The following is a 25010-nucleotide window of genomic DNA, read 5'->3' on the forward strand; positions in this document are numbered from 1 at the left end:
TTGTCTCAGCTGCTCAACGGTTCAAAGGAGGACACGTCAAAACGCGAGGGCCCCGCACTCCCCTTCAGAACCCGCCCGACTTGAGTGTCGGTGGCGGCCCCCCGCTCGGCCCCCCCCCGGTCCTGCGACCGGGGGTCAGCCCTGGGAGGGCTGCACCACGCACACCGCGTTGCCCAGCATGCTGCCGAAGCCGCCGAGCAGCGCACCGGTGACGCTCTTGCAGGCGGCCGCCTCCTGGGGGGTCTTCGGGCCGTTGTTGCTGCTGGTGTTGATGCTGGTGTTGTTGTTGCTGCTGCCGGCGGCGGCCGCCGTCTGGGCGAGGGCGAGCGGCACGGCCAGCAGCAGGGCGCAACAGGCCGTGGCCAGTGCGGAGTTCTTCGCGAGCATGGGGGAGCCCCTTCGGATCGAGACGGGTTCGGCGGAAAGCCGAGCCATCCCTATCCGAAGGGGCTCCCGCGGTCACGGACCCTGGGCCATCCGTGAGCGTGTCCGCGTCAGCGCCCGGGCGTCACGGGGTGAGCCGCTCCACCGCCCGGATGGCGGCCGCGAGTTCGAGCACCCCGTGCTCCTTGAGCACCCCGTAGTGGTCCCCGGCCAGCTCCACCACGGTGGGCGGGGCGGCCGACCAGCCGGTGCTGCCCTCGATGAAGGAGTAGTCGTCGCCCGAGGCCTTGAAGACGGTCACCGGCGCCGCCAGCCGCCGCTCGGCCAGCTCGCGGAAGCTGTACTCGAACTCGTAGGTCTCCCCGACGATCCGGGTGATCCGGCGGATCACCTCCGCGTCCAGCGCGGGCAGCATCCGGTGCACCTCGGCGACGAACGAGGACTCGTCGACCGTCCGGGCCAGGCAGCGCTCCAGCTCGGGCCCGCGGATCGCCCCGGCGAACACCGAGAACAGGATGGTCACGTACGCCGGGTTGACGTACGAGGACTCCCGGCCGTACGCCCGGCCGTCGGCCTGCCGGACCTCCGGGTTGCCCGGGCAGATCAGCAGCAGCTGCTCCACCCGCTTGCCGGCCTGCTCCAGCTGCCAGGCCGCCTCGAAGGCGACCCGGGCGCCGAAGGAGTAGCCCCACAGGGTGTACGGGCCCTCGGGCTGCACCCGGCGCAGCTCGGCGAGGTCGGCGGCGGCCGTCTCCCGAATGGTGGCGTACAGCGTCTCGCCCTCGTTGATGCCGTGCGCCTGGACGCCGTAGAAGGGGCGGCCGTCGCTCGCCTCCCGGCCGAGCAGCCGCAGGTTCATCGGGTAGCCGCCCAGCCCGGGCCAGCAGAACACCGGCCGGCGCTGCTCCCCCTGCTCACCCTGCTGCCCCGGCGCCAGCGGGACCAGCCGCGAGGCCGGCCCGCCGTCCGAGGCCGAGATCCGGGCCGCCAGGTCCGCCAGCTTCGGGCACTCGAACACCACCTGGAGCGGCAGCGAGGTCCCGAACTCCCGGTTGATCCGGTGGACCAGCGCCACGGCGGTCAGCGAGTTGCCGCCGGCGGCGAAGAACTCGTCGGTCACCGACACCTCCTCGTACTTGAGGGCCTGCCCCCAGGCCTCGGCCAGCCACCGTTCCCGCGCGGTGCGCGGGGCGACGAACTCGCCGCGCCCGCCGTCCGCGCGGACGGCCTCGGAGTCGGCCAGCGCCTTGAGGTCGACCTTGCCGTTCGCGGTGAGCGGCAGGGCGTCGACGATCAGCACCCGGTTGGGCAGCATGTAGTCGGGCAGCAGGGTGGCGAGTTCGTCCTTGATGATCTCGGCCGGGCCCTTCATGTGCACGGTGTCCTCGTGCATGCCCTCGCTGCGGATCTGCTCCTCGCTCATCTTCCCGCCGAGGAAGAAGTACGAGGGCCCGGTGGCGATGCCCGCCGCGTCGAGGATCTCGTCGATCCGGCGCGAAGCCGGCAGCGGGTGGCCGGACTTGGAGCTGTAGCCGGAGGACATGAAGCCCAGGCCCAGGCCGTTGCGCTGGAGGTGGTGCAGCTTGGTGCCGAGCGCGACGTACTCCAGCCAGTCCTCGGCGGCCCGGCTGACCGCGGTGATGCCGAACGCGGCCCGGGCGTACACGGCCTGGTTGATCGCGATCACCTGCCGGGACTCCACCACCTCGTCCGCGACCCTGGTCAACTCGCCCTCGGCGTAGCGGTACAGGCCGGCCGGCAGGCCGTCCACCCGGTCGGCGTGGGCCTGGACGTAGAGCTCGGTGTGCTCCTCGGGGGCGAGGCCGCGGTTGCGGTCGACGGTGAAGCTGCCCAGGTAGTGGTCCTCCTCGGCGACGTCCAGCCGCCGCCGGACGGCCGGGTCGAAGCCCTGCGGGCGCACCTCCAGCCCGTACTCGGGCAGCACCTCCTCCAGCACGCCCAGCATGTGCCCGGTCTCGAACTCCAGCACCTCGCGGATGTTGTTCTTGTACACCGGCTCGATCGCCCCGGTCCTCCCGGAGAAGTGCAGCGTCAGGTACGGCTCCGGGCGGGCGTCGGCGGCGCCGACCCTGATCAGGGCGTGCTCGACCGGGTGGTAGTAGTACAGCCCGGCGGCCAGCCCGTCCAGGCCGCCGGTCTCCAGGTACAGCTGGGTCGCGTAGAGCGCGCCGGGCGAGGCGTAGGCGTACTTGGGCAGCAGCCGCTCCTCGCTGTGGAACTGGCCGAACCAGCGCAGGATCCGGCCGAGTTCGGGGAGGCTCAGCAGGCCGAGCGCACGGCCGAAGGGGCCGGCCGGGCGGGGGGCGAGCAGCGCGGTGAGGTCGTCCCGGGTGACCGGGCCGCCGTCGTAGAAGCGGTAGGTCTTGCGGGCGAAGACGGCCCGCCGCTGGCTCTCGGTCTCGCGCCGGCCGGGCAGTTCCACCTTCTCCCGGCCGGCCAGCCGGGCCGGGGGCCGCAGCCCGGGGTCGGACAGCTGGGCCCTGACCTGGAGCCGGCTGGCCTTGGACTGGTGGTGGCCGCCGTGGTCGCCCTGGTCCATCAGGGCGGCCTCGCGCGGGTTCAGTTCGACGCAGGCGACCAGGTTCTGGTGGCCGGTGCGCCCGTCGGCGGTGACCACGGCGGCCGAGCGGCGGACCCAGGTGTGCTCCTCGATCGCCCGGGCGATCTCGTCCAGCTCGACCCGGTAGCCGCGCAGCTTGACCTGGTTGTCGACCCGGCCGGCGAACTGGAGGGTGCCGTCCGGGTTCCAGTGCACCAGGTCGCCGGTGCGGTAGAGCTTCTCGGCCGGGGCGAACGGGGAGGGCACGAACCGCTCGGCGGTCAGCTCCGGCCGGTGCAGGTAGCCGCGGGCCAGCTGGACGCCGCCGATGTACAGCTCGCCGACGTCCCCGAGGCCGACCGGGGCCATCCGTTCGTCCAGGACGTAGCACTGGGTGTTGTCGACCGGCCGGCCGATCGGCACCGAGCCGGGGCCGTCGCCCAGCGCGGCCGGGTCGACCAGATGGGCGGTGGCGTTGATGGTGCACTCGGTCGGGCCGTACAGGTTGACCAGCGCGGCCCCCGGCAGGGCGGCGGCCAGGTCGCGGGCCAGCCGCAGCGAGAGCGCCTCGCCGCCGGAGAACAGGCCGGTCAGGCCGGTGCAGTCGGTGAAGCCCTCGGTGTCCAGCAGGGCCTGCAGCAGGGTCGGCACGCACTGCAGGGCGGTCACACCGTACCGGCGCACGGCGGCCACCAGCGCCTCCGGGTCCCGGTAGAGCCCGGGCGTGCTGGCCACCACCCGGGCGCCGACGGCCGGGGCGAGGATCTCCCACTGGGCGGCGTCGAAGCTCATCGGGGTCTTCTGCAGCACGGTCACCCCGGGGTCGAGGTGCCCGGCGGTGTGCAGCCAGCGCAGTTGGGAGACCACCGCCCGGTGCTCGATCTGCACGCCCTTGGGGCGGCCGGTGCTGCCGGAGGTGTAGATCACGTAGGCGGTCGACTCCGGCCGCGCCCACTCCTCGGGCCGCCCGTGCGCCGCCGGCGCCTCCTCGACGGTGAGGACCGCGGTGCCGGCCGGCAGCAGCGCGGCCAGCCGCTCGCGCAGGTGCTCCTGGGTGAGGACGATCCGGGTGCCGCTGTCCTCGATCATGTAGCGCAGCCGGTCCTCCGGGTACTCGGGCGACAGCGGCAGGTAGCCGGCCCCGGCGTACAGGACGCCCCAGGCCCCGGCGACCAGCTCCACCGAGGGCTCGACGTACAGGCCCACGCAGTCGTCCGGGCCCGCGCCCGCGCCCAGCGCGCGCAGCCGCGCGGCCAGCCCGCGGGCGCGTTCGGACAGCTCCAGGAAGGTGAGGTGGCCATGCTCGCCGACGACGGCCGGGGACACCGGCCGGGTGCGGACCTGCCGGTCCAGCAGGCCGGTGAGGGAGGTGCCGACCGGGGCCCGGCGGGCGTGCGGGAGGTGGGTGACGTGGGTGCCGCTGGTGGCGGCGGTGGTGGCGGCGAGGTCGGTGTTGCGCATGGGAGAGCCTTCGGTGCGTGGACGTACGGACCCCGGCGGCCCTGCTCACCAGGAGCGCCGGGTACGGACTCCACCGTCGGCCGCCCGCCGTCCCGGCCGCATGAGGCACCGGTCTGGACCTGTGCCGGGTCCGTCCCGGCCGGAGGCCGGTGCACGGCCGGGCATTCGTGCGTTCACGATCACGTAACCGGCCGGAAGCGAGCCCTCGGTAGCGTCGGACCCATGACGGCACCCCGCACCCGCCTCGAACGGCTCTGGCACCGGCCCTTCCGCAGGTCGAACCGCAGGTGCGCGGCGCCCGAAGCCCAGTCCACCCGGCCGCCCGCGCACCCCGGCGGCCCGCACCGGCCGCCCCGCGGCCACTCCGCCCCGGCCGCACCGGGCGCCTCAGCCACCCAGGCCACACCGGCCCTGGACGTGTCCCGGCTGTCCCTGCCGGACGGGACCGAGCTGCTGCTGCGTCCGGCCGGCCCGGCCGACAAGGCGGCGGCCCTGGCGATGCACGAGCGCTGCTCCCCCGCCGCGCTGCGGCTGCGGTACCACGGCCCGGTCCGCGACGCCGACCGCTACCTGGAGCACCTGCTGGACCCCCGGCACGGCCGCAGCCTGGTGGTGGTGGCCCCCGACGGGCGGGTCCTCGCTCTCGGGCACCTGATGTGGGACGGGGACGAGGCGGAGCTGGCCGTGCTGGTCGAGGACGCCTGGCAGCGGCACGGGCTCGGCCTGGCGCTGCTCCGGCGGCTGACCACGGTGGCCCGGGCGGCCGGGATCGGCACGGTGTACGCGGTGACCCAGGCCGCCAACACCGGGCTGATCACCGCGATGCGCCGACTGGCCGCGCCGCTGGACTTCCACTGCGAGGACGGCACCCTGGTGATCACCGCCACCCTGGCCGCCGGAGCCGCGCCCGCCGCCGCCTCCGCGCCCGCTCCGGGCCGCTGATCATTTCTTCACCACATCCTTACCGGCTGTCCCGGGAACCCGGGGCAGCCGACGGAGCGTCCTTCCCCGCGGCAGCGGTCCCTCCGTACACCGCCCTCCTTGACGGGCCGTCAGCAGCCCTGGCGGCGGCGTCGCAGCTGGCGGCGTGGGGTCCGGATCGTCCGGCCGGGCTACGGAGTCGGTAGGCTGGCCCCGTCCCCGCCGCCCGACGGCCCGTTATCCGGCCGACAGGCGGTGCCGCAGCAAGGAGGAACCACTGAGCATGGCAGGCACCGAATCGGAGCCCACAGGCGCACGCGACGCCTCGCTGCCGGCCCGCGCCAAGATCGCGGTCACGGCCGGTAAGGTCGCCGCCGCCGTGTCCCGCAAGGCCGGTCGCGGGAGCGGCTCGGTGATCGGCGGCAAGGTCGCCCTCAGGCTCGACCCCGACCTGCTCGCCACCCTCGCCGACCACCTCGACGTCGTCCTGGTCAGCGCCACCAACGGCAAGACCACCACCACCCGCCTGATCGCCGAGGCGCTGCGCGCCGCCGGCCCGGTGGTCTCCAACGCCCTGGGCGCCAACATGCCGGCCGGCATCACCTCCGCCCTGGCCGGTGGCACGGAGGCCCGCTTCGGCGTGATCGAGGTCGACGAGAAGTACCTGGCGACGGTCGCCCGCGACACCCACCCCAAGGCGATCGCCCTGCTCAACCTCTCCCGCGACCAGCTCGACCGCGCCGCCGAGACCCGCATGATGGCGGAGAAGTGGCGCGAGGGCCTCCAGGACACCGAGGCCGTGGTCATCGCCAACGCCGACGACCCGCTGGTGACCTGGGCCGCCTCCTCCTGCAAGAAGGTGGTCTGGGTGGCCGCCGGACAGGCCTGGAAGGAGGACGCCTGGTCCTGCCCCGCGTGCGGCGGTGTGATGCAGCGCCCCGGCGACGACTGGTTCTGCCAGGACTGCGGCTTCCGGCGCCCCAACCCGCACTGGGCGCTCCAGGGCACCCACGTGATCGACCCGCAGCGCGGCGCCTGGCCGATCCAGCTGCAGCTGCCCGGCCGGGCCAACCTGGCCAACGCCACCAGCTCGGCCGCCGTCGCCGCCGTGTTCGGCGTCTCCCCGCAGGTCGCCCTGGAGCGGATGCGCTCGGTGTCCGCCGTGGCCGGCCGCTACGACGTGGTGCAGTACCAGGGCCGGGACATCCGGCTGCTGCTCGCCAAGAACCCGGCCGGCTGGCTGGAGACCTTCTCGCTGATCGACGGCCCGCCGGCCCCGGTGATCCTCTCGGTCAACGCCCTCGACGCCGACGGCACCGACACCTCCTGGCTGTGGGACGTCGACTACGAGCGCCTCGCCGGGCACCCGATCTTCGTGATGGGCCAGCGCAAGCTGGACCTGGCCGTCCGCCTGGAGGTCGCCGGGCTGCAGTTCCACGTCGTGGACACCCTGGAGCAGGCCGTCCGGATGGCCCCGCCCGGCCGGATCGAGGCCATCGCCAACTACACCGCCTTCCAGCAGCTGCGGAAGGTCGTGGCCGGCTGATGCCGCGCCCGCACACCAGTCTTTTCGTGACGGAAGGCCTTCGAGGATGAGTGAGAGCAGCCTGCGCGTGGTCTGGGTCTACCCGGACCTGCTCAGCACCTACGGCGACCGCGGCAACGCCCTGGTCGTGGAGCGCCGGGCCCGCCAGCGCCATCTCAACGTGACCCGGATCGACGTCCGCTCCGACCAGGCGATCCCCACCAGCGGGGACATCTACCTGATCGGCGGCGGCGAGGACCGCCCGCAGCGACTGGCCGCCGAGCGGCTGCGCGCCGACAGCGGCCTGGTGCGGGCCGCCGAGAACGGCGCGATCATCTTCGGCGTCTGCGCCGGCTTCCAGATCATGGGCCACGAGTTCGTCAACGACCTCGGCGAGCGCGAGCCCGGTCTCGGCCTGCTGGACGTCTGGACCACCCGGGGCGAGGGCGCCCGCTGCGTCGGCGACGTGCTCGCCGACGTGGACCCGCGGCTCGGCCTGCCGCAGCTGACCGGCTTCGAGAACCACCAGGGCGTCACCCACCTCGGCCAGGGCGTCCAGCCGTTCGCGACCGTCACCGTCGGCCGCGGCAACGGCACCGGCGACGGCACCGAGGGCGCCTGGCGGGACACCGTCTTCGGCACCTACCTGCACGGCCCGGTGCTGGCCCGCAACCCCGCCGTCGCCGACATGCTGATCAGGCTGGCCCTGGACGTCAACGCCCTGCCGCCGGCCGACACCACCTGGTACGACGCGCTGCGCGCCGAGCGCATCGCCGCCACGGCGCGCCCCGCGTAGTACCCCGCAGTGCCCACGTAGTACCCCCGTAGTACCCACCCTCACGACGCACCCCGCGTCGTACGACCGAACGCCCCGCCCGGGTGCCCGCGATGCGGTCACCCGGCCCGCGGGCGGCCCCGGACGTACGACAATGGGGCTGCCGGCTGCACACCCTCCTCGGCAGCAGGCTGCAATTCCGCGCGGGGGCGCCGACGGCGCCGCTCCCGCGTCGGCTCCTGCCCGGCCGGACCAGGGGCCGTATGCTCGACTTCACGGCCGTTTTCGGATGCTCTGTCCGGATCCGGCCGGTGCTTCACCCCGAGGCAACCTCCCCGTCACCCCGGTGGGGAAGGCCTCGTCGCGGTGACGGCTCGTCGTCCCAGCCTGTAGTCCGGCCGTTTCCTCGGTTCTGCTCGGGAGTTGCAAAGCTAATGCGTATCGGAGTGCTGACCAGCGGCGGTGACTGCCCCGGCCTGAACGCGGTGATCCGTTCCGTGGTCCACCGGGGGGTGGTCGACCACGGCGACGAGATCATCGGGTTCGAGGACGGTTGGCGCGGTTTCCTGGAAGGGCACCACCGCCCCCTGACCCTCGACTCGGTGAGCGGCATCCTGGCCCAGGGCGGCACCATCCTCGGGTCCTCCCGGGTGCAGCCGAGCCACCTGCGGGACGGCGTCGAGCGGGCCAAGAAGTACTGCTCCGACCTCGGCCTGGACGCCGTGATCCCGATCGGCGGCGAGGGCACCCTCAAGGCCGCCAAGCTGATGAGCGACGCGGGCCTGCCGATCGTCGGCGTGCCCAAGACCATCGACAACGACATCGCCGCCACCGACGTGACCTTCGGCTTCGACACCGCCGTCTCGGTCGCCACCGAGGCCCTCGACCGGTTGAAGACCACCGCCGAGTCCCACCAGCGGGTCATGGTCGTCGAGGTCATGGGCCGGCACACCGGCTGGATCGCGCTGAACGCGGGCATGGCGGCCGGCGCGCACGCCATCGTCGTCCCGGAACGCCCGTTCCACATCGAGAAGCTCACCGCCGTGGTCCGCGAGCGCTTCGACCGGCAGAAGAAGTTCGCCATCGTGGTCTGCGCCGAGGGCGCCAAGCCCGAGCCCGGCACCATGCACTGGGAGGAGGGCACCAAGGACATCTACGGCCACGAGCGCTTCACCGGCATCGCCACCCAGCTCTCCCGCGAACTGGAGCACCGCCTCGGCAAGGAGGCCCGCCCGGTCATCCTCGGCCACACCCAGCGCGGTGGCACCCCCACCGCCTACGACCGGGTGCTCGCCACCCGCTTCGGCTGGCACGCCGTCGAGGCCGTCCACAAGGGCGCCTTCGGGCACATCACCGCGCTCCAGGGCACCAACATCAACCTGGTGCCGCTGGCCGAGGCCGTCGCCGAGCTCAAGACCGTCCCGCAGGAGCGCTACCAGGAGGCCGAGACGGTCCTCTGACCGCCGCCGCCCCTCCTTCCGGCTCGACACCGGACCCCCGGCCCCCGGACCGCACCCCGCGGCTCCGGGGGCCGTCGTGCGGCCTTCGGGCAGCCGTCGTGCAGCTGACGGGCACATCCGCGGCGGCCCCGTTAGCGTGGGCCGCAGGAGCCCTCCCCGGAAGGACGTCGCATGGAGATCCTGGCGTACGGAGTGCAGGCCGACGAACGGCCGCTGCTGGAACGGGCCTTCGCCGGCCGGCACGAACTGCGCTGCCTGGACGTGTTCCTCAACCGCGACACCGCCCCGCTCGCCGCCGGCCACCCCGCCGTCAGCAGCAGCGTCAACGCCGTCCTCGACGCCGAGACCCTGGCCGTCCTCGCCGCCGGCGGCACCCGGCTGATCGCCCAGCGCTCCACCGGCTTCAACAACATCGACCTCGACGCCGCCGCCGACCTCGGCCTCACCGTCGCCCGGGTCTCCCACTACAGCCCGTACGCCGTCGCCGAACACGCCTGGGCCCTGGCGATGGCCGTCAACCGGCGGATCGTCCGCGCCGCCGGCCGGACCCGCGAGTTCGACTTCCGCCTCGACGGACTGCTCGGCCGGGACGTCCACGGCATGACCGTCGGCGTGATCGGCACCGGCAAGATCGGCGAGTGCTTCGCCCGGATCGCGGCCGGCTTCGGCACCGAACTCCTCGGCTGGGACATCGCCGAGAACCCGGCCTGCCGCGAACTCGGCATGCACTACACCGAGTTGCCCGAACTCCTCACCCGCGCCGACCTGATCAGCCTGCACGTCCCGCTGGTCCCGGCCACCCACCACCTGATCGACACCGCCGCCCTCGCCCGGATGAAGGACGACGCCATCCTCGTCAACTCCAGCCGCGGCGGCCTCGTCGACAGCGCCGCCCTGGTCGAGACCCTGCGCGCCGGCCGCCTCTCCGGCGTCGGCCTGGACGTCTACGAGGAGGAGACCGGCGTCTTCTTCACCGACCGCTCCATCCAGGGCATCACCGACGACGTCCTCGCCCGCCTCGTCACCTTCCCCCAGGTCCTGGTCACCAGCCACCAGGCCTACTTCACCCGGACCGCCGTCGGCCAGATCATCGACGCAACCGCCCGCAACATCGACGACTTCGCCGCCGGCCGTACCAACGAGAACACCCTCGTCCCGCGCGGCTGACCCGGCGGACGAGGTCGTTCGCCGGGCCGGGACCGTCGGCCCGGCGATCTGCTAGCGTCCCGCACATGATCAAGACCGTGCCGTTCACCGGCGGCGAGAAGGAAAGTCTGCACACGGCCCTGGACCGGCACCGGGACGTGGTGGTGTGGAAGGTCCAGGGCCTGGACGACGAGCAGTTGCGGCGGCCGATGACGCCCTCGGGGACGAGTCTGCTGGGCCTGGTCAAGCACCTGGCCGGCGCCGAACTCGGCTGGTTCCGGGAGACCTTCGGCCGGGAGACCGGGCCGCTGCCGTTCGACCTCGACGCGGACGAGAGCTCCGACATGCGGATCGAGCCGCACGAGTCGACGGCGGAGGTGCTGGCCTTCTACGCCCGCGCCCGGGCCGCCGCCGACGAGGTGATCGAGGAACTCGACCTGGAGTCCACCGGCACCTCCTGGTCGGGCCGGACGGTCTCGCTGCGCTGGGTGCTCATCCACATGGCCACCGAGACCGCCCGGCACGCCGGGCACCTGGACATCCTGCGCGAACTCACCGACGGCGCCACCGGGGACCACGACCGGAGCTGACCCGGGGGGCCTCGGCCGACGGCTACTCGGCCGACGGTTACTCGGCCGGGGCCAACTCCGCCGCCAACTGCCGCAGTTCGTGCCCGTACTCCGGGTTGGCGAGGGCCGCCGCGAACTGCGCCCGCAGGTAGGCGGCGGGGTTGCCGGTGTCGTACCAGGTGCCGGCGATGACCTGCCCGTAGACGGCCCGGCGGGCCGCGTAGGCGTTGATGGCGTCGGTCAGGTAGACCTCGTCCTCGGGCTTCTCGTGCCAGCGGCGGGTGAGTTCGCGCAGCTCGTCGACGATGCCGGGGGTGATGACGTACCCGCCGATGGCGGCGTACCCGGAGGGGGCGTCGACCGGCTTGGGCTTCTCGACCAGGCCGGTGATCCGCAGCGAGCCGCCGCCGAGGTCCTCCTTCACCACCGGGACGCCGTAACGGTAGGAGTCCTCGGGCGCCATCGGCATCAGCGCGAGCACCGGCGCGTTGGTCTGCTCGAAGGCCCGGATCAGCTGCTGCGCGCGGGGCACCTCGGCGACGAACACGTCGTCCGGCCACAGCACCAGGCAGGGCTCGTCGCCGAAGTGCCGGGCGGCGTTGAGCACCGGGGTGCCGTTGCCGTACGGGCCGTGCTGGTAGAGGTAGCTGATGTGCCCCTTGCGGGACAGCTCCCCGACCTCCTCGACCGCGTCCGCGAACGCCGCCTTGCCGTCCCGGCGCAGCTGCTCGACCAGCACCGGGTTGGGACGGAAGTGCTCCTGGATCAGGCCCTTGTCGCCGTTGACGACGATGGTGATGTCGGTGATGCCGCTCTCGATCAGCTCGCGCACGGTGTGCTCGATCACCGGCTTGTCGCCGACCGGCAGCATCTCCTTCGGGGTGGCCTTGGTCAGCGGCAGCAGGCGGGAGCCCAGCCCGGCGGCGGGGATGACGGCACGGCGGATGGTCCTGGGGGCCATGTGATGCTCTCTCATGTCGATGGTGCTGAGCCGCAGTTGAGCGGCACCGCGACCGACGCTACCAAGGATCACGCCATGATCATCACCGCCCGTCGGGGGCGGCGGACGCCACCGCCGCCCCCCGCACCGGCCGTTCACCCGGACCGGGTAAAGGCCGCCTCTCCGGTCGTTTCCGCGACCGTCTCCCCGGCCGCTCCCCCGGTCCGCCGCACCGCCAGGGCCAGCAGCGCGAGCCCGGCGAACAGCGCGGCGGCGATCAGTCCGTTGACCTGCAGCCCGGCCGTGAACGCCGAGCGCGCGCCGCGCAGCAGCTCGGCGCCCTGCTCGGCGGGCAGGTGCCGGGCCGCCTCGACCGCGGCGGCCGGCGAGTCGGAGCCGCCGCCGGTACGGTCGCGGTAGACCGCCGCGGCGACGGTGCCGAGCACCGCGAAGCCGAGCGAGCCGCCGAAGTAGTTGCCGGTCTCCGACATCGCCGCCGCCGAGCCCGCCCGCTCCGGCGGCACCGCGTCGAGGACCAGCCCGGTTCCCAGGGCGAACAGCGGCCCGGTGCCGAGCGCCAGCAGCGCGATGCCGGTCATCACCAGCGGCAGCGAGCCCGCGTCCCCGTCCACGGCGACCAGCAGCAGGGCGCCCAGCGCCGAGAGCGCCAGCCCGCCGGCGATCGCGCTGTTCGGCCGCACCCGGCCGACCAGCCGCGGCGCGGCCAGGGTGCCGGCCGCCACCGCCAGGCCCATCGGCGCGAACAGCACGGCCGAGGCGAACGGCGAGTGGCCCAGCACGCTCTGCAGGTACTGGGTCACCAGCAGCCCGGTGCCGGCCATCGCCGTCCCGGCCAGGACCAGCGAGACCAGCACCGCCGCGAACGGCCGGTTGCGCAGCAGCCGCAGGTCCAACAACGGCTGCTCCAGGCCCAGTTGACGCCGGACGAAGAGGTAGCCGAGGCCGGCACCGAGCAGCAGGGCGGCCACCGGGATACCGGTCGCGCCCCCGGCCGGCAGCTGCTTGACCCCGTACAGCACCAGCAGCACCGCCGCCAGCGACAACCCGACCCCGGCCAGGTCCGGCCGCCCGGCCGCCCCGCCGCGGAACTCGGGCAGCAGCCACGGCCCGGCCGCCAGCAGCAGCGCCATCGCCGGGACGGCGGCCAGGAACACCGACCCCCACCAGAAGTGCTGGAGCAGCAGCCCGGCCAGCACGGGCCCCAGCGCGCCGCCGGCGAACTGGCAGGTCGCCCAGACGGCGACCGCCCGCCCGCGTTCGCGCTCGTCCCGGAACATGTTGGTGATCAGCGCCAGCGTGGACGGCGCCAGCGTCGCCCCGGCCACGCCCAGCAGGGCCCGGACCACGATCAGCATCAGCGGGTCGACCGCGAGGGCGGCGACCACCGACAGCACCGCGAAGGCCGCCGCGCCGGTCAGCAGCAGGCGTCGACGGCCGATCCGGTCGCCCAGCGTGCCCATGGTGATCACCAGCCCGGCCACCATCAGCCCGTAGCCGTCGCTGATCCACAGCTGTTCGACGGCGGAGGCGCCCAGGTCCGCGCTCAGCCTCGGCAGGGCGAGCAGCAGCGCCGTCACGTCCATCGCGACCACCAGGGTCGGCAGCATCAGCAGGGCCAGCCCCAGCCGGGCCCGGTTCGCTCTCATCGCGTGCTCCTCATCGTCTCTCGGATCGGGTTCCGCACACCGGTCGGTCGGAGCGGCCGGGGACTTCTCGACATCGGAGCACCGACAGACCGGAGGAGACCCGAGGGCCGGGACGGAACCCGTGGGAGATTTCTCCGACGGGGATGTCAAGACGGCGGCCCCGGCTCCGACCACACGGTCGAGGGGCCCGCACGGGGCCCGCCCACCACGAGGAGTACGCGATGAAGTTCCTGATCAGCCTGCACATCAACCCGGCCGTGCTGGACGCGCTGACCGACGAGGAGAAGGCCGCGATCGGCGCCGGGCACGGCGCGTTCATCGAGGAGCTGAAGGCCTCCGGCGAACTGATCGTCACCCAGGCGCTGGTGGACCCGTCGCAGGCGGCCGTGGTCACCGTCCGGGACGGCCAGCCGGTGGTGACCGACGGCCCGTTCCTGGAGGCCAAGGAGTTCCTGGGCGGCTTCTACCTGCTCGACTGCGAGGACAAGGAGCGGGCCATCGAGCTGGCCGCGCGGATCCCGGACGCCGCGATCGAGGGGCTGGGCGTCGAGGTGCGCCAGGTGATGTTCTCCGACGGACACTTGGAGGCATGACAGCACCGGACTTCGAGGACCTGCTGCGGGAGCTCACGCCGCAGGTCCTCGGCACCTTGGTACGACGGTACGAGCGCTTCGAGGGCTGCGAGGACGCCGTTCAGGAGGCCGTCCTCGCCGCCGCCGTGCAGTGGCCCGAGGAGGGCGTACCGGACAACCCGCGCGGCTGGCTGGTGACGGTCGCCTCCCGGCGGCTGGTCGACCGGATCCGCAGCGACCGCGCCCGCCGCGAGCGCGAGTACGCGACCACGGCCACCGAGGTGCTGCCCGAGGACGTGCCGGACACCGACGACACCCTGGTCCTGCTGTTCCTGTGCTGCCACCCGGCGCTCACCGCCGCCTCCCAGACCGCGCTCACCCTGCGCGCCGTCGGCGGCCTGACCACCGCCGAGATCGCCCGCGCCTTCCTGGTGCCGGAAGCCACCATGGCGGCCCGGATCAGCCGGGCCAAGCAGAGGATCCGGGCCGCCGGCAGCTCCTTCGCCCTCCCCGAGGGCACCGAGCGCGAGGAACGGCTGCGGGTCGTCCTGCACGTGCTCTACCTGATCTTCAACGAGGGCTACACCGCCTCCTCGGGCAGCGAACTGCACCGCACCGACCTCGCCCAGGAGGCCGTCCGGCTGGCCCGGATCGTGCACGCCCAGCTGCCCGGGGACTCCGAGGTGACCGGGCTGCTCGCCCTGATGCTGCTCACCCACGCCCGCCGGGCCGCCCGCACCACCGCCACCGGCGACCTGGTCCCGCTGGCCGAACAGGACCGCACCGCCTGGGACCGCCCGCTGCTCGACGAGGGCACCGACCTCGCCAAGGCCGCCCTGGCCGGCCCGGCCCTGGGCCCGTACCAGCTCCAGGCCGCCATCGCCGCCACCCACGCCGACGCCGCCACCGCGGACCGGACCGACTGGGCCCAGGTGCACGCGCTCTACCTGATCCTGGAGCGGATCGCCCCCAACCCGATGGTCACCCTCAACCGCGCCGTCGCCCTCGCCGAGCTGAACGGCCCACGGGCCGGCCTCGACCTGCTCGCCACCCTGGACACCGACCGTCGCCTGGCCGACCACCACCGGCTGCTCTCCGTCCGGGCCCACCTGCTGGAACGCGCCGGCGACCGGTCGGCCGCGTACGACCACTACCGCCGCGCGGCCAGGGCCACCGCGAGCCTCGCCGAGCAGCGCTTCCTGGAGGCCCGGGCCCGCCGACTGCAGCCCTGACGGACCCTACGGGGCTCTACAGCCCCAGCGCCGTCCGGTACCAGGGCGCCGCCCCGGCGAGGCGGGCCAGCGGGCCCGGGCCGGGCGGGCAGGCGGCGAGGCGCCAGATCGCGTCGCTGCGGTACCAGTGGTCCCGGGCGATCATGGCGAACTGCCGTTCGGAGACCAGGCCGGGCGCGGCGGCGAGCCGTCGGCGGCACTCCGCCCAGGGCAGCGCCGGGCCGTCCTGGGCGGGCAGCAGGCCGAGCCCGGCGAGGGCGTCGAGCAGGTCGCCGCTGCGGACCGGCTCCGGGTGGGCCGCGTGGTGGACGCCCGCCACCCGGTCCGGGGCGTCCAGGGCGAGCCCGGTGACCAGCCGGGCCAGGTCGGTCCGGTCCACCAGGGAGAGCCGGGCCGTGCCCCCCGCCCAGCGGCCCGGGACCCTGCGGGCCAGCTCGGCCAGGGCGGGCACCACCCAGCGGTCGCCCGTCCCGGTGACCAGGGCCGGGCGCAGCACCGCGGCACCGGCGGCCAGGGCGTGCCCCTCGCCGAGCAGCCGGGTGCGGCTGGCCGCCGACAGCGGCGCGGCCGGCACCCCGCCGACCCCGAGGTCCGTGTGCGGGCCCTCGCCGTACACCGCCGTGGTCGACAGGTGGACGATCCGCCCGACCCCGGCCCGGGTGGCCGCCGCCATCACGGCCGCCGTGCCCCGGTCGTTCACGGCCGCGCACTCCTCCTCGCCGCCGGCGACCCTGGAGGCGAGGTGGAGCAGCACCCCCGCGCCCGCGCACAGCCCGTCCAGTGCGGAGCGGTCGGCGAGGTCGCCGGGCACCCAGGCGGTGTGCCCGTCCGCGACGGGCTCCCCGCGCACCAGGGCCCGCACCTCCACACCGCGGGCCGCGAGGGCCTCCCGTACGGCCGAGCCGATGAACCCGGTGGCCCCGGTGAGCGCGACCACGGGCCGCGCCCCGGGCCGCTGTGCCGCCGCCATGCCTGGCTCCTCCCTGCCGACCGGCCGGTCAGTCTAGCGACGCTCCACCCCCCACCGCCCCGCCACCGGCCGCCCCGCCCACCACCGCCCCGCGCACCCGTACGGAGGGGGCGGCGGCACGCCCGGGGTAAGGCCCACCTAGGCTGTATGCCAAGCAAAACGGGCGAACCGGACCCCCAGCGGGGACCACAATGACGGAAAGCGGGACCCGCCGATGGGCGACGGAATGTCAGGAATGCACCACCACGGCGGGATGACCCCGCTGGGCCCGTTCACCCTCTCCAACGTCTGGACCTGGTCCCCCGACTGGGTGTTCCTGCTCGGCGGCCTGGTCGCGCTGGCGCTGTACCTGACCGGCGTGGTCCGGCTGTACCGGCGCGGCGACCGCTGGCCGATCGCCCGGGTCGTCGGCTGGGTCGCGGGTGTCGCCAGCATGCTGCTGGTCACCTGCAGCGGGCTGAACGACTACGGCATGGTGCTGTTCAGCGCACACATGATCCAGCACATGGTGCTGTCCATGCTGACGCCGATCCTGCTGCTGCTCGGCGCCCCGATCACGCTCTCGCTGCGCGCGCTGCGCCCGGCGGGCAAGGGCCGGCCGCGCGGTCCGCGCGAGCTGCTGGTGGCACTGCTGCACAGCCGGTACGTCCGGGTGATCTCGCACCCGGCGTTCACCATCCCGATGTTCATCGCCAGCCTGTACGGGGTCTACTTCACCCCCGCGTTCGACTTCCTGATGCAGTACCGCCTCGGGCACATCTTCATGATGGTGCACTTCCTCATGACCGGTCTGACCTTCTTCTGGCCGATCATGGGCGTCGACCCGGGCCCGCACCGCCCCGGCCACGTGATGCGGATCATCGAGCTGTTCATGGGGATGCCGTTCCACGCCTTCTTCGGTGTGGCGGTGATGATGGCCGGCCACCCGCTGGTGACCACCTTCACCGTCCAGGGCGCACCACCCGGGACGGACCTGCTGGAGGACCAGAAGCTGGCCGGCGGCATCACCTGGGCGTTCGGCGAGATCCCGACCGCGCTCGTGCTGATCGCGCTGGTCTACCAGTGGATGGGCTCCGAGCAGCGGCAGGCCCGCCGTCGGGACCGCTCCGAGGAGCGCACCGGCGACGCCGAGCTGGAGGCGTACAACGCCTACCTGGCCTCGCTGCACAGGAAGGGCCAGCGCCCGGCCGCCGCGCCCACCGCCGCGCCCACCGCCACCCCGGCCCCCACCCCGGCCCCCACCCCGGCGGCCGACGCCGGCTGAGCCCCCGGCCCGCCCGCCCGGAGCACCCGGAGCCCACGCCCTCCCCGGAGCCCACGCCCCCGGAGGACGTGGGCTCCGTCATGTCGTGGAACGGCCGTTCGACCGGGCGCGTTCGAGGGGTATGCACGCCCTGCTGCTCCCCGCCGTCCTGCTCGGCGGGTACGTCCTGCTCTGGCTGCTCGGCTTCCTCGGCTGCGCGCTGTTCCAGCGCCGCCGCCCGGTGCCCGCCGGGGCCGACTACCTGGTGGTCCTGGGGGCCGCGCTGGACGGCTGCGAGCCCGCGCCGACCCTGGCGGCCCGGCTGGACGCCGCGCTGGAACGATTCGCCGCCGAGGAGGCCGCCGGGCACGCGCCGCTGCTGCTGGTGACGGGCGGCAAGGGCCCGCACGAGGAGTGCACCGAGGCCGGTGCGATGGCCCGCTACCTGCTCGCCCGGGGCGTCCCGGCCGAGCGGATCCGGCGCGAGGAGCGGGCCGTGAACACCGCCGAGAACCTGCGGTTCAGCGCCGCCCTGATGGCCGCCGAGCGCCCCGGCTACCGCTGCGCCGTCATCACCAGCGGCTTCCACACCGTCCGCTCCGCCCTGGCGGCCCGCCGGGCCGGCGCCCCCGCCCGGGTGCTCGGCGCGGACGGCCCGCTCGCCCACGGCCCGTACCAGCTGCTGCGCGAGGCGGTCGGCACCGCGCTCGCCCTGCCGCGGGCCAACGGCGCCGCCCTCCTGCTGCTGACCGGGGCGGGAGTGGTGCTCGGCCTGGCCTGAGACGCGAGGAGGCCCCCGGGACCGCCGCAGCGGTCCCGGGGGCCTCCCGGTGCGTCAACCCGGCCGGTGTCAGCCGAGGTTGGCGATCGCCTCGTTGAAGGTCTTCGACGGGCGCATCACGGCCGCGGCCTTGGCCGGGTCCGGCTGGTAGTAGCCACCGAGGTCGACGGCCGAGCCCTGGACGGCAATCAGCTCGTCCACGATGGCCTTCTCCTGCTCGGTGAGCGCCTTGGCCAGCGCGTCGAAGGCCTGGGCCAGCTCGGCGTCGGCGGTCTGCTTGGCCAGCTCCTGGGCCCAGTACATGGCCAGGTAGAAGTGGCTGCCGCGGTTGTCGATGCCACCGAGGCGGCGGCTCGGCGACTTGTCCTCGTTGAGGAAGGTGCCGGTGGCGCGGTCCAGGGTGTCGGCCAGCACCTTCGCGCGGGCGTTGCCGGTGCTGGTGGCCAGGTGCTCGAAGCTGGCGGCCAGCGCGAAGAACTCGCCCAGGCTGTCCCAGCGCAGGTAGTTCTCCTTGACCAGCTGCTGGACGTGCTTCGGGGCGGAGCCGCCGGCGCCGGTCTCGAACAGGCCGCCGCCCGCCATCAGCGGGACGACCGACAGCATCTTGGCGCTGGTGCCCAGCTCCAGGATCGGGAACAGGTCGGTCAGGTAGTCGCGCAGCACGTTGCCGGTGACCGAGATGGTGTTCTCGCCGCGGCGGATGCGCTCCAGCGAGAACTTGGTGGCCTCGACCGGGGACATGATCTCGATCTGCAGGCCGGTGGTGTCGTGCTGCGGCAGGTACGCCTTGACCTTCTCGATCAGCACGGCGTCGTGGGCGCGCTCGGCGTCCAGCCAGAACACGGCCGGGTCGCCGGTGGCGCGGGCGCGGGTGACGGCCAGCTTGACCCAGTCCTGGATCGGCAGGTCCTTGGTCTGGCAGGCGCGGAAGATGTCGCCGGGCTGGACGGCCTGCTCCAGCACCACGTTGCCCTCGGCGTCGACCAGGCGGACGGTGCCGGCGGCCGCGACCTCGAAGGTCTTGTCGTGGGAGCCGTACTCCTCGGCCTTCTGGGCCATCAGGCCGACGTTCGGGACCGAGCCGATGGTGGCCGGGTCCAGGGCGCCGTGGGCGCGGCAGTCGTCGATGACGGCCTGGTACACGCCGGAGTAGCTGCTGTCCGGCAGCACCGCGAGGGTGTCGGCCTCCTGGCCGTCCGGGCCCCACATGTGGCCGGAGGTGCGGATCATGGCCGGCATCGAGGCGTCGACGATGACGTCGCTCGGCACGTGCAGGTTGGTGATGCCCTTGTCGGAGTCGACCATGGCCAGGGCCGGGCCCTCGGCCAGCTCGGCCTCGAAGGAGGCCTTGATCTCGGCGCCGTTCTCCAGCGCGTCCAGGCCGGCCAGGATGCCGCCGAGGCCGTTGTTCGGGTTCAGGCCCGCGGCGGCCAGCGCGTCGCCGAAGCGGGCGAAGGTCTGCGGGAAGAAGGCGCGGACGACGTGGCCGAAGATGATCGGGTCGGAGACCTTCATCATGGTGGCCTTGAGGTGCACCGAGAACAGCACGCCCTCGGCCTTGGCGCGGGCGACCTGGGCGGCCAGGAAGTCGTTCAGGGCGGCGGCGCGCATCACCGAGGCGTCGACGACCTCGCCGGCCAGCACCGGGACCTTCTCGCGCAGCACCGTGGTGGTGCCGTCCTGGCCGACCAGCTCGATGCGCAGGGCGCCGTCGGCGGCGATCACGGTGGACTTCTCGGTGGAGCGGAAGTCGTTCTCGCCCATGGTGGCGACGTTGGTCCTGGACTCGGCGGTCCAGGCGCCCATCCGGTGCGGGTGGGTCTTGGCGTAGTTCTTGACCGACAGCGGGGCCCGGCGGTCCGAGTTGCCCTCGCGCAGGACCGGGTTGACGGCGCTGCCCTTGATCTTGTCGTAGCGGGCGCGGACGTCCTCGTCCTCGGCCGTGCGCGGCTCGTCCGGGTAGTCCGGCAGGGCGTAGCCCTGGGCCTGGAGCTCGGCGATGGCGGCCTTGAGCTGCGGCACGGAGGCCGAGATGTTCGGCAGCTTGATGATGTTGGCGCTCGGGGTCTTGGCGAGCTCGCCGAGCTCGGCCAGGGCGTCGCCGATCCGCTGGGCCTCGGTCAGACGCTCCGGGAAGCTGGCGATGATCCGCCCGGCCAGGGAGATGTCACGGGTCTCCACCCGGACGCCCGCCGTCGAGGCGTACGCCTGGACCACCGGCAGGAACGAGTAGGTCGCCAGGGCCGGAGCCTCGTCGGTGTGCGTATAGATGATGGTCGAGTCAGTCATCGAAACTCCGCTTCACGTCTCCAACGTCTTGACGTCAAGATATCTCGTCCCGGGCCCCGCTCTCCACCTCCCCCCGCCCCGGAGCGCGCGCCGGTCGGATCCGGGAGCCCGCGCGGGGCGCGACCGGGGGCCCGATCCACCGTGGTCCGGTGCGCGGCGCACGGCAAGCGGAGCGCTCCGGAGCCGTACGGGACGGTCGGCGTTGGGACGGTCGTACGACACCGTTCGGGCCGAATTCGGGCCGATGCGGAACTGGTGTAGTCCAATCGGGTGAGCCGGGTGTCAGGAGTGCGTCAACGCACCACCCCATTCGGTCAACGCTGCGTCAGGACCGGCGCCGTCCGGCCGGACCCGGCCTAGCGTCGGGGACGAGCAGTTCCGGCAGCCACCACCACCCCACTCGGGAGCATCCGCATGGCCTGCGTCGTCTGGCACGTTCCGGTCACCACCACCGGCACCGGAAGCACCGCCGCCCTCCGCCTCTTCCGCATGCGCAACGGCGTCCGCTGCGCCGTCGGCTTCTCCAGCCCCGAGGCCCTCGCCGCCCTCCTGGGGCCGGACCAGGCCTACACCGAACTCGGTGAGGCCGCGCTGCGCAACCTCACCAGGCCGCTCGGCGTCGACACCCTGGTGCTCGACCCGGGACTGGTCGCGCCGCCGGTCACCACCCCCGCCACCGTCGGGGCCGCCACCCCCGCCCCCCTCGGGGCCGCCACCGCCACGGCTCCGTCCCCGACCCCGACCGCCCGCCTCCAGCACCGGTGACGGCCCCGCTCCAACTCGTCCCGGACGGCTTCGACCCCGCTCCGGGCCACCCGGAGCAGGCCCGGGCACTGCACGCCATCGCCCGGATCAGCCACGGGCCGGTACCGCTGGACTTCGACCGGCTGGCGGCGGAGTTCCCGGCGGTCCAGAGCGGCCTCGCCCTCGCCGGGGACGCCGACCTGGAGCTGCGGCTCGCCTGCACGGGCCCGGAGGAGCTGCGGGCGGTGGCCGCCGCGCTGCACCGGTCGGGCGCCGCCAAGGTCCGGATCGACCTGGTGCTGCGGTCGCTCACCCCGGCACCGGTGGCGCTCCGGCCGGTGCCCTGAGAGCTGCGGCAGCGGCGGACCGGCTCACTCGAACCCGGGGCGCGGGTTCGGGTTGACCGCCTGGCCGTCGATCTCCGCCCCCCAGGCGTCCACCCCGCCGGCGTCCACGCAGTAGCCGCTGCCCTCGACGTGCCCGCCCGCGGCCCGGCAGGTGGCGGCGGTGACGTCGCGCCGAGCGGCCCCCGCCGCCGAGGCGGTGGGGGCCGCGGCCCCGGCGGCGAGCAGGACGGCGGTCGCGGTCGTGACGGCCACCCGGGCCGCGCGTGAGGTCATCATGCGGCCCACGACAGCACGGCGGCGCGCCCCCGGCGACCACAGCTCGCCCGCCCGGGTGCACGCCGCCGCGCCGACGCCCTACGTCCGGGCCAGGGCCGCGATCGCGGCCAGCAGCAGCGCCGAACCGGCCACCAGGCCCGCGGTGACCGGCTCGCCGAGGAAGAGCACGCCGATCGCCGCCGCCGTGGCCGGCTCCAGCAGCACCAGCACCGAGGCGGTGGTGCCCGGTACGGCCGTCAGCCCGGAGAAGTACCACCGGTAGGCGAGCAGCGTGGGCACCGTCCCGAGGAACAGCAGGGCTCCCCCGGTCAGCGCCGGCTGCCCGGTGCTGGGCAGCACGCCCTGGAGCGCCGCGAACGGCAGCAGGCAGAGCAGGCCGGTGGCGAAGGCGCCCCGCCCGGCCCGGGCCGAACCACCGGCCCGGGCCCAGAGGGTCAGCCCGCTCTGGCCCGCGCCCGCGAGCACCGCCAGGCCGACGCCCAGCACCGGCCGCAGCCCGGCGGCCGGGGCCGCCACCAGCAGGGCCAGCCCGCCGAGGGCGAGCGCGACGGCGGCCACCGCCCGCCCGGTGAGGCGTTCGCCGAGCAGCAGGTGCCCGCCGAGGCCGGTGAGCACCGGCCCCGCCCCGATGGTGACCAGGGTGCCCAGCCCCAGTCCGGCGTAGTGCACGGAGGCGAAGTAGGCGCACTGGCTGACGGCCAGCCCGAGGCCGGTCAGCACGGCGGCGCCGCGCCCGCCGCCGGAGGCCCGCCGGGCCCCCGAGGGCAGCAGGGCCAGGCAGAGCGCCGCGACGCCGAAGCGCCAGCAGGAGACGGCCACCGGGCCGAGTCCGCTGGTCCGCATCAGCAGCGCGGCCACGGCTCCGCCCACCCCCCAGGCGACGGCGGCGGCGGAAATGGACAACAGGCCGTGCCGGAACGGCACGGCGGCGGAGGAGGTCATGCGTCGGTACTCCACGATGGCTCGCCGGTTCAGGTCCACGGGGTACGCGGACGGCGGTCATCGCCCCGGCGCGGCGGGCTCTCCCGCCGGGCCGGGTCCGATCGGTGCGCCGCCCGCTAGCGGACCGGCGGCGGCAGGATCACGAAACGCACGGAGCCAGCCTACGCCGCGCCTCCGACGGCATGGCTATGCGGTTCAGGTCATTCCCATGAACGAGCGGGCGGTCCATATTGCCGGACCGGACGGCGAAGCTCAATTCACGCTCAAATACTGAACCTACTCGCGAGTCACGTAACACGCTCATGAACAGACGGCCCCCTACCTGCACGGATATCTGGCAAAGAAAGTAAACATTCAGCAATGGAATCTGTGCAGAGGTCTATGAATAGCCCTACTGTGTGGCAACTCTCCGCGCTCCGCCCACCCCGGAGCCCCCACACACAGAGAGATCATCCATGGCTTCCCTCAACCAGATCTCGCCGCCCGGCCAGAGCTCCGGCACCACCGGGACCGCACACCGGTCGCTCAAGCGCCACGTCGGACTCGTCGGCCTCATGTGGGCCTCGGTCGGCTCGATCATCGGCTCCGGCTGGCTCTTCGGCGCGAAGAGCGCCGTCACCGCCGCCGGACCGGCGGCCGTCATCTCCTGGGGCATCGGCGCCGTCGGGATCGTGCTGCTCGCACTCGTGCACGCCGAGCTCGGCGGGCTCTTCCCGGTCTCGGGCGGCACCGCGCGCTACCCGCACTACGCCTTCGGCGGCCTGGCCGGCATGTCCTTCGGCTGGTTCTCCTGGCTCCAGGCGGCCACCGTGGCACCGATCGAGGTCGAGGCCATGATCGGGTACGCCAAGGACGTGCCCTGGGCCAGCGGACTGCAGAACGCCAACGGCACCCTGACCACCAGCGGATTCATTGTCGCGACCCTGCTGATGGCGGTATTCGTCGCGGTCAACTTCCTCGGTGTGAAGGTCCTCGCCCGGACCAACAGCATCGCCACCTGGTTGAAGATCTTCGTTCCTCTGCTCACGATCTTCATGCTGGCGATCACCAGCTTCCACGCCTCCAACTTCACCTCGCACGGATTCGCCCCCTTCGGTGCCAAGGGCGTGCTCGCCGCGATCAGCACCAGCGGCATCATCTTCGCCCTCCTCGGCTTCGAGCAGGCCATCCAGATCGCCGGCGAGAGCCGCAACCCCAAGCGCGACATCCCCCGCGCCGTGCTGGGCTCGGTCGCCATCGGCACCCTGATCTACACCCTGCTGCAGGTCGTCTTCATCGGCGCCCTGCCGGTCACCGCCTTCGCCAACGGCTGGGCGAAGCTGGACTTCCCCGGCATCGACGGCCCGTTCGCCGGCCTGGCCACCCTGGTCGGCCTCGGCTGGCTCTACTACGTGCTCAAGGTCGACGCGGTGATCTCCCCCGCCGGCACCGGCCTGATCTACACCACCTCCACCTCGCGCATCTCCTACGGCCTGAGCCGCAACGGCTACGCACCGCAGAAGTTCGAGCAGCTGGACCGCAACGGCGTGCCCTGGTTCGGCCTGATCCTGTCCTTCGTGACCGGCGTGATCTGCTTCCTGCCCTTCCCGAGCTGGCAGCAGCTGGTCGGCTTCATCACCTCCGCCAGCGTGCTGATGTACGCCGGCGCACCGCTGGCCTTCGGCGCCCTGCGCCGCCGGCTGCCCGACCGTGAGCGCTCCTACCGGCTGCCGCTCGGCGGCGTGGTCTCCCCGGCCGCCTTCGTGGTCGCCAGCCTGATCATCTACTGGGCCGGCTGGCAGACCCTGTCCCGCCTGGGCATCGCCATCGTGCTCGGCTACGCCCTGCTCGGCGGCTACGCGGCGTACGCGATCAAGAACCGCCTGCCGAACGCACCGCGGCTCAACTGGAAGGCCGCCCAGTGGCTGCCGGTCTACCTGCTGGGCCTCGGCCTGATCTCCTGGCAGGGCGGCTTCGGCAACGGCACCGGCCGGATCCCGATGTGGTACGACATCGGGCTGGTCACGGCGTTCTCGCTGGTCATCTACTACTGGGCGATCCGGGTGGCGCTGCCCGCCGAGGAGATCGAACGGGAGGTGGCCGACGTCGAGGTGGTCGACGCGGGCGGTCACTGACCGCCTGAGCACCCCCCTGACCCCCGAGACTCCTGACGCATGACACCCGGGACCTGACACCCGGGACCTGACAGAACGGGCCCGCCGGTCGT

The 25010-nt window shown here is 73.6% G+C and carries 21 protein-coding genes; 13 read left to right on the plus strand and 8 right to left on the minus strand.

Going from position 1 to position 25010, the window contains the following annotated elements; all coding sequences use genetic code 11:
* Window positions 1-135: 135 nt before the first annotated feature.
* Entirely contained in the window at window positions 136-387 is a 252-nt protein-coding gene (locus tag ACZ4W5_RS19270) for a hypothetical protein (RefSeq protein ID WP_465655719.1), read from the minus strand.
* A gap of 121 nt (window positions 388-508) precedes the next feature.
* Window positions 509-4405, minus strand: a complete 3897-nt coding sequence (locus ACZ4W5_RS19275) for a non-ribosomal peptide synthetase family protein (protein ID WP_465655721.1) — start codon at window positions 4403-4405, stop codon at window positions 509-511.
* Window positions 4406-4627: 222 nt separating this feature from the next.
* Here ACZ4W5_RS19275 and ACZ4W5_RS19280 point away from each other — a divergent pair, with 222 nt between their 5' ends.
* The 6 genes from ACZ4W5_RS19280 to ACZ4W5_RS19305 all read left to right on the plus strand — a co-directional run bounded on the left by ACZ4W5_RS19280 (window position 4628) and on the right by ACZ4W5_RS19305 (window position 10822).
* Window positions 4628-5347 (plus strand): GNAT family N-acetyltransferase, encoded by a 720-nt coding sequence (locus ACZ4W5_RS19280; protein WP_465655723.1) that lies wholly within the window; start codon window positions 4628-4630, stop codon window positions 5345-5347.
* 262 nt (window positions 5348-5609) lie between these two features.
* Entirely contained in the window at window positions 5610-6872 is a 1263-nt protein-coding gene (locus tag ACZ4W5_RS19285) for a MurT ligase domain-containing protein (RefSeq protein WP_360237043.1), read from the plus strand.
* A 46-nt stretch (window positions 6873-6918) separates the two neighbouring features.
* Window positions 6919-7647, plus strand: a complete 729-nt coding sequence (locus ACZ4W5_RS19290) for a type 1 glutamine amidotransferase (RefSeq protein ID WP_360237046.1) — start codon at window positions 6919-6921, stop codon at window positions 7645-7647.
* A gap of 413 nt (window positions 7648-8060) precedes the next feature.
* Window positions 8061-9086 carry a 6-phosphofructokinase gene (locus ACZ4W5_RS19295; RefSeq protein WP_360237049.1) on the plus strand — a complete coding sequence of 342 codons (1026 nt, stop codon included), beginning with the start codon at window positions 8061-8063 and terminating at the stop codon, window positions 9084-9086.
* 171 nt (window positions 9087-9257) lie between these two features.
* Window positions 9258-10253 (plus strand): 2-hydroxyacid dehydrogenase, encoded by a 996-nt coding sequence (locus ACZ4W5_RS19300; protein WP_465655726.1) that lies wholly within the window; start codon window positions 9258-9260, stop codon window positions 10251-10253.
* A gap of 65 nt (window positions 10254-10318) precedes the next feature.
* Window positions 10319-10822, plus strand: coding sequence for a DinB family protein (locus ACZ4W5_RS19305; protein ID WP_360237055.1), 504 nt, complete (start codon window positions 10319-10321; stop codon window positions 10820-10822).
* Between the two features lie 37 nt (window positions 10823-10859).
* Here ACZ4W5_RS19305 and ACZ4W5_RS19310 read toward each other — a convergent pair whose 3' ends face one another.
* Entirely contained in the window at window positions 10860-11762 is a 903-nt protein-coding gene (locus ACZ4W5_RS19310) for a UTP--glucose-1-phosphate uridylyltransferase (RefSeq protein WP_465655793.1), read from the minus strand.
* Between the two features lie 134 nt (window positions 11763-11896).
* The gene (locus ACZ4W5_RS19315) at window positions 11897-13408 is read right to left on the minus strand and encodes an MFS transporter (protein ID WP_465655728.1); all 1512 of its coding nucleotides are present in this window, start codon (window positions 13406-13408) and stop codon (window positions 11897-11899) included.
* Window positions 13409-13629: 221 nt separating this feature from the next.
* Between ACZ4W5_RS19315 and ACZ4W5_RS19320 the strand changes: the two genes are divergently transcribed.
* Together ACZ4W5_RS19320 and ACZ4W5_RS19325 are read left to right on the plus strand one after the other, a co-directional pair.
* Window positions 13630-14001 (plus strand): YciI family protein, encoded by a 372-nt coding sequence (locus ACZ4W5_RS19320; protein WP_360237061.1) that lies wholly within the window; start codon window positions 13630-13632, stop codon window positions 13999-14001.
* On the plus strand, window positions 13998-15212 hold the full coding sequence (locus ACZ4W5_RS19325; RefSeq protein ID WP_465655730.1) for an RNA polymerase sigma factor: 1215 nt from the start codon (window positions 13998-14000) through the stop codon (window positions 15210-15212). The genes ACZ4W5_RS19320 and ACZ4W5_RS19325 overlap by 4 nt, the downstream gene beginning before the upstream one ends.
* 16 nt (window positions 15213-15228) lie before the next feature.
* Here ACZ4W5_RS19325 and ACZ4W5_RS19330 read toward each other — a convergent pair whose 3' ends face one another.
* Window positions 15229-16182: an NAD-dependent epimerase/dehydratase family protein gene (locus ACZ4W5_RS19330; protein WP_465655732.1), complete on the minus strand. Its 954-nt coding sequence runs from the start codon at window positions 16180-16182 to the stop codon at window positions 15229-15231.
* 235 nt (window positions 16183-16417) lie between these two features.
* Here ACZ4W5_RS19330 and ACZ4W5_RS19335 point away from each other — a divergent pair, with 235 nt between their 5' ends.
* The gene (locus ACZ4W5_RS19335) at window positions 16418-17446 is read left to right on the plus strand and encodes a cytochrome c oxidase assembly protein (protein ID WP_465655795.1); all 1029 of its coding nucleotides are present in this window, start codon (window positions 16418-16420) and stop codon (window positions 17444-17446) included.
* 121 nt (window positions 17447-17567) lie between these two features.
* Window positions 17568-18206: a YdcF family protein gene (locus ACZ4W5_RS19340; protein WP_465655734.1), complete on the plus strand. Its 639-nt coding sequence runs from the start codon at window positions 17568-17570 to the stop codon at window positions 18204-18206.
* A gap of 69 nt (window positions 18207-18275) precedes the next feature.
* On the opposite strand, the gene ACZ4W5_RS19345 is transcribed toward ACZ4W5_RS19340, so the two are convergent.
* A complete protein-coding gene (locus ACZ4W5_RS19345; protein ID WP_402484177.1) occupies window positions 18276-20495 on the minus strand; it encodes an NADP-dependent isocitrate dehydrogenase in 2220 nt (739 codons plus the stop codon).
* A 414-nt stretch (window positions 20496-20909) separates the two neighbouring features.
* On the opposite strand from ACZ4W5_RS19345, the gene ACZ4W5_RS19350 reads away from it, so the two are divergent.
* Window positions 20910-21260: an SAV_915 family protein gene (locus ACZ4W5_RS19350; RefSeq protein WP_360237078.1), complete on the plus strand. Its 351-nt coding sequence runs from the start codon at window positions 20910-20912 to the stop codon at window positions 21258-21260.
* Entirely contained in the window at window positions 21257-21586 is a 330-nt protein-coding gene (locus ACZ4W5_RS19355) for a hypothetical protein (RefSeq protein ID WP_360237081.1), read from the plus strand. Before ACZ4W5_RS19350 ends, ACZ4W5_RS19355 begins: the two co-directional genes overlap by 4 nt.
* Before the next feature lie 24 nt (window positions 21587-21610).
* On the opposite strand, the gene ACZ4W5_RS19360 is transcribed toward ACZ4W5_RS19355, so the two are convergent.
* Both ACZ4W5_RS19360 and ACZ4W5_RS19365 read right to left on the minus strand, forming a co-directional pair.
* Window positions 21611-21862 (minus strand): hypothetical protein, encoded by a 252-nt coding sequence (locus ACZ4W5_RS19360; protein WP_360237083.1) that lies wholly within the window; start codon window positions 21860-21862, stop codon window positions 21611-21613.
* Between the two features lie 78 nt (window positions 21863-21940).
* Entirely contained in the window at window positions 21941-22804 is an 864-nt protein-coding gene (locus tag ACZ4W5_RS19365) for an EamA family transporter (protein ID WP_465655735.1), read from the minus strand.
* A gap of 554 nt (window positions 22805-23358) precedes the next feature.
* Between ACZ4W5_RS19365 and ACZ4W5_RS19370 the strand changes: the two genes are divergently transcribed.
* Complete coding sequence (locus ACZ4W5_RS19370; RefSeq protein WP_402484297.1) at window positions 23359-24918, plus strand: APC family permease; 1560 nt, start codon at window positions 23359-23361, stop codon at window positions 24916-24918.
* Window positions 24919-25010: the final 92 nt, after the last annotated feature.

The organism is Kitasatospora sp. NPDC029367, assembly GCF_055569135.1.

Excerpts from the sequence above, each read along its gene's own strand:
- ACZ4W5_RS19370 (WP_402484297.1), top strand. The coding sequence starts at position 23,359 with ATGTGGGCCTCGGTCGGCTCGATCATCGGCTCCGGCTGGCTCTTCGGC.
- ACZ4W5_RS19365 (WP_465655735.1), bottom strand. The coding sequence starts at position 22,804 with ATGACCTCCTCCGCCGCCGTGCCGTTCCGGCACGGCCTGTTGTCCATT.
- ACZ4W5_RS19280 (WP_465655723.1), top strand. The coding sequence starts at position 4,628 with ATGACGGCACCCCGCACCCGCCTCGAACGGCTCTGGCACCGGCCCTTC.
- ACZ4W5_RS19315 (WP_465655728.1), bottom strand. The coding sequence starts at position 13,408 with ATGAGAGCGAACCGGGCCCGGCTGGGGCTGGCCCTGCTGATGCTGCCG.
- ACZ4W5_RS19325 (WP_465655730.1), top strand. The coding sequence starts at position 13,998 with ATGACAGCACCGGACTTCGAGGACCTGCTGCGGGAGCTCACGCCGCAG.
- ACZ4W5_RS19285 (WP_360237043.1), top strand. The coding sequence starts at position 5,610 with ATGGCAGGCACCGAATCGGAGCCCACAGGCGCACGCGACGCCTCGCTG.
- ACZ4W5_RS19360 (WP_360237083.1), bottom strand. The coding sequence starts at position 21,862 with ATGATGACCTCACGCGCGGCCCGGGTGGCCGTCACGACCGCGACCGCC.
- ACZ4W5_RS19330 (WP_465655732.1), bottom strand. The coding sequence starts at position 16,182 with ATGGCGGCGGCACAGCGGCCCGGGGCGCGGCCCGTGGTCGCGCTCACC.
- ACZ4W5_RS19345 (WP_402484177.1), bottom strand. The coding sequence starts at position 20,495 with ATGACTGACTCGACCATCATCTATACGCACACCGACGAGGCTCCGGCC.
- ACZ4W5_RS19290 (WP_360237046.1), top strand. The coding sequence starts at position 6,919 with ATGAGTGAGAGCAGCCTGCGCGTGGTCTGGGTCTACCCGGACCTGCTC.
- ACZ4W5_RS19270 (WP_465655719.1), bottom strand. The coding sequence starts at position 387 with ATGCTCGCGAAGAACTCCGCACTGGCCACGGCCTGTTGCGCCCTGCTG.
- ACZ4W5_RS19335 (WP_465655795.1), top strand. The coding sequence starts at position 16,418 with ATGCACCACCACGGCGGGATGACCCCGCTGGGCCCGTTCACCCTCTCC.
- ACZ4W5_RS19275 (WP_465655721.1), bottom strand. The coding sequence starts at position 4,405 with ATGCGCAACACCGACCTCGCCGCCACCACCGCCGCCACCAGCGGCACC.
- ACZ4W5_RS19320 (WP_360237061.1), top strand. The coding sequence starts at position 13,630 with ATGAAGTTCCTGATCAGCCTGCACATCAACCCGGCCGTGCTGGACGCG.
- ACZ4W5_RS19300 (WP_465655726.1), top strand. The coding sequence starts at position 9,258 with ATGGAGATCCTGGCGTACGGAGTGCAGGCCGACGAACGGCCGCTGCTG.
- ACZ4W5_RS19305 (WP_360237055.1), top strand. The coding sequence starts at position 10,319 with ATGATCAAGACCGTGCCGTTCACCGGCGGCGAGAAGGAAAGTCTGCAC.
- ACZ4W5_RS19350 (WP_360237078.1), top strand. The coding sequence starts at position 20,910 with ATGGCCTGCGTCGTCTGGCACGTTCCGGTCACCACCACCGGCACCGGA.
- ACZ4W5_RS19295 (WP_360237049.1), top strand. The coding sequence starts at position 8,061 with ATGCGTATCGGAGTGCTGACCAGCGGCGGTGACTGCCCCGGCCTGAAC.
- ACZ4W5_RS19310 (WP_465655793.1), bottom strand. The coding sequence starts at position 11,762 with ATGGCCCCCAGGACCATCCGCCGTGCCGTCATCCCCGCCGCCGGGCTG.
- ACZ4W5_RS19340 (WP_465655734.1), top strand. The coding sequence starts at position 17,568 with ATGCACGCCCTGCTGCTCCCCGCCGTCCTGCTCGGCGGGTACGTCCTG.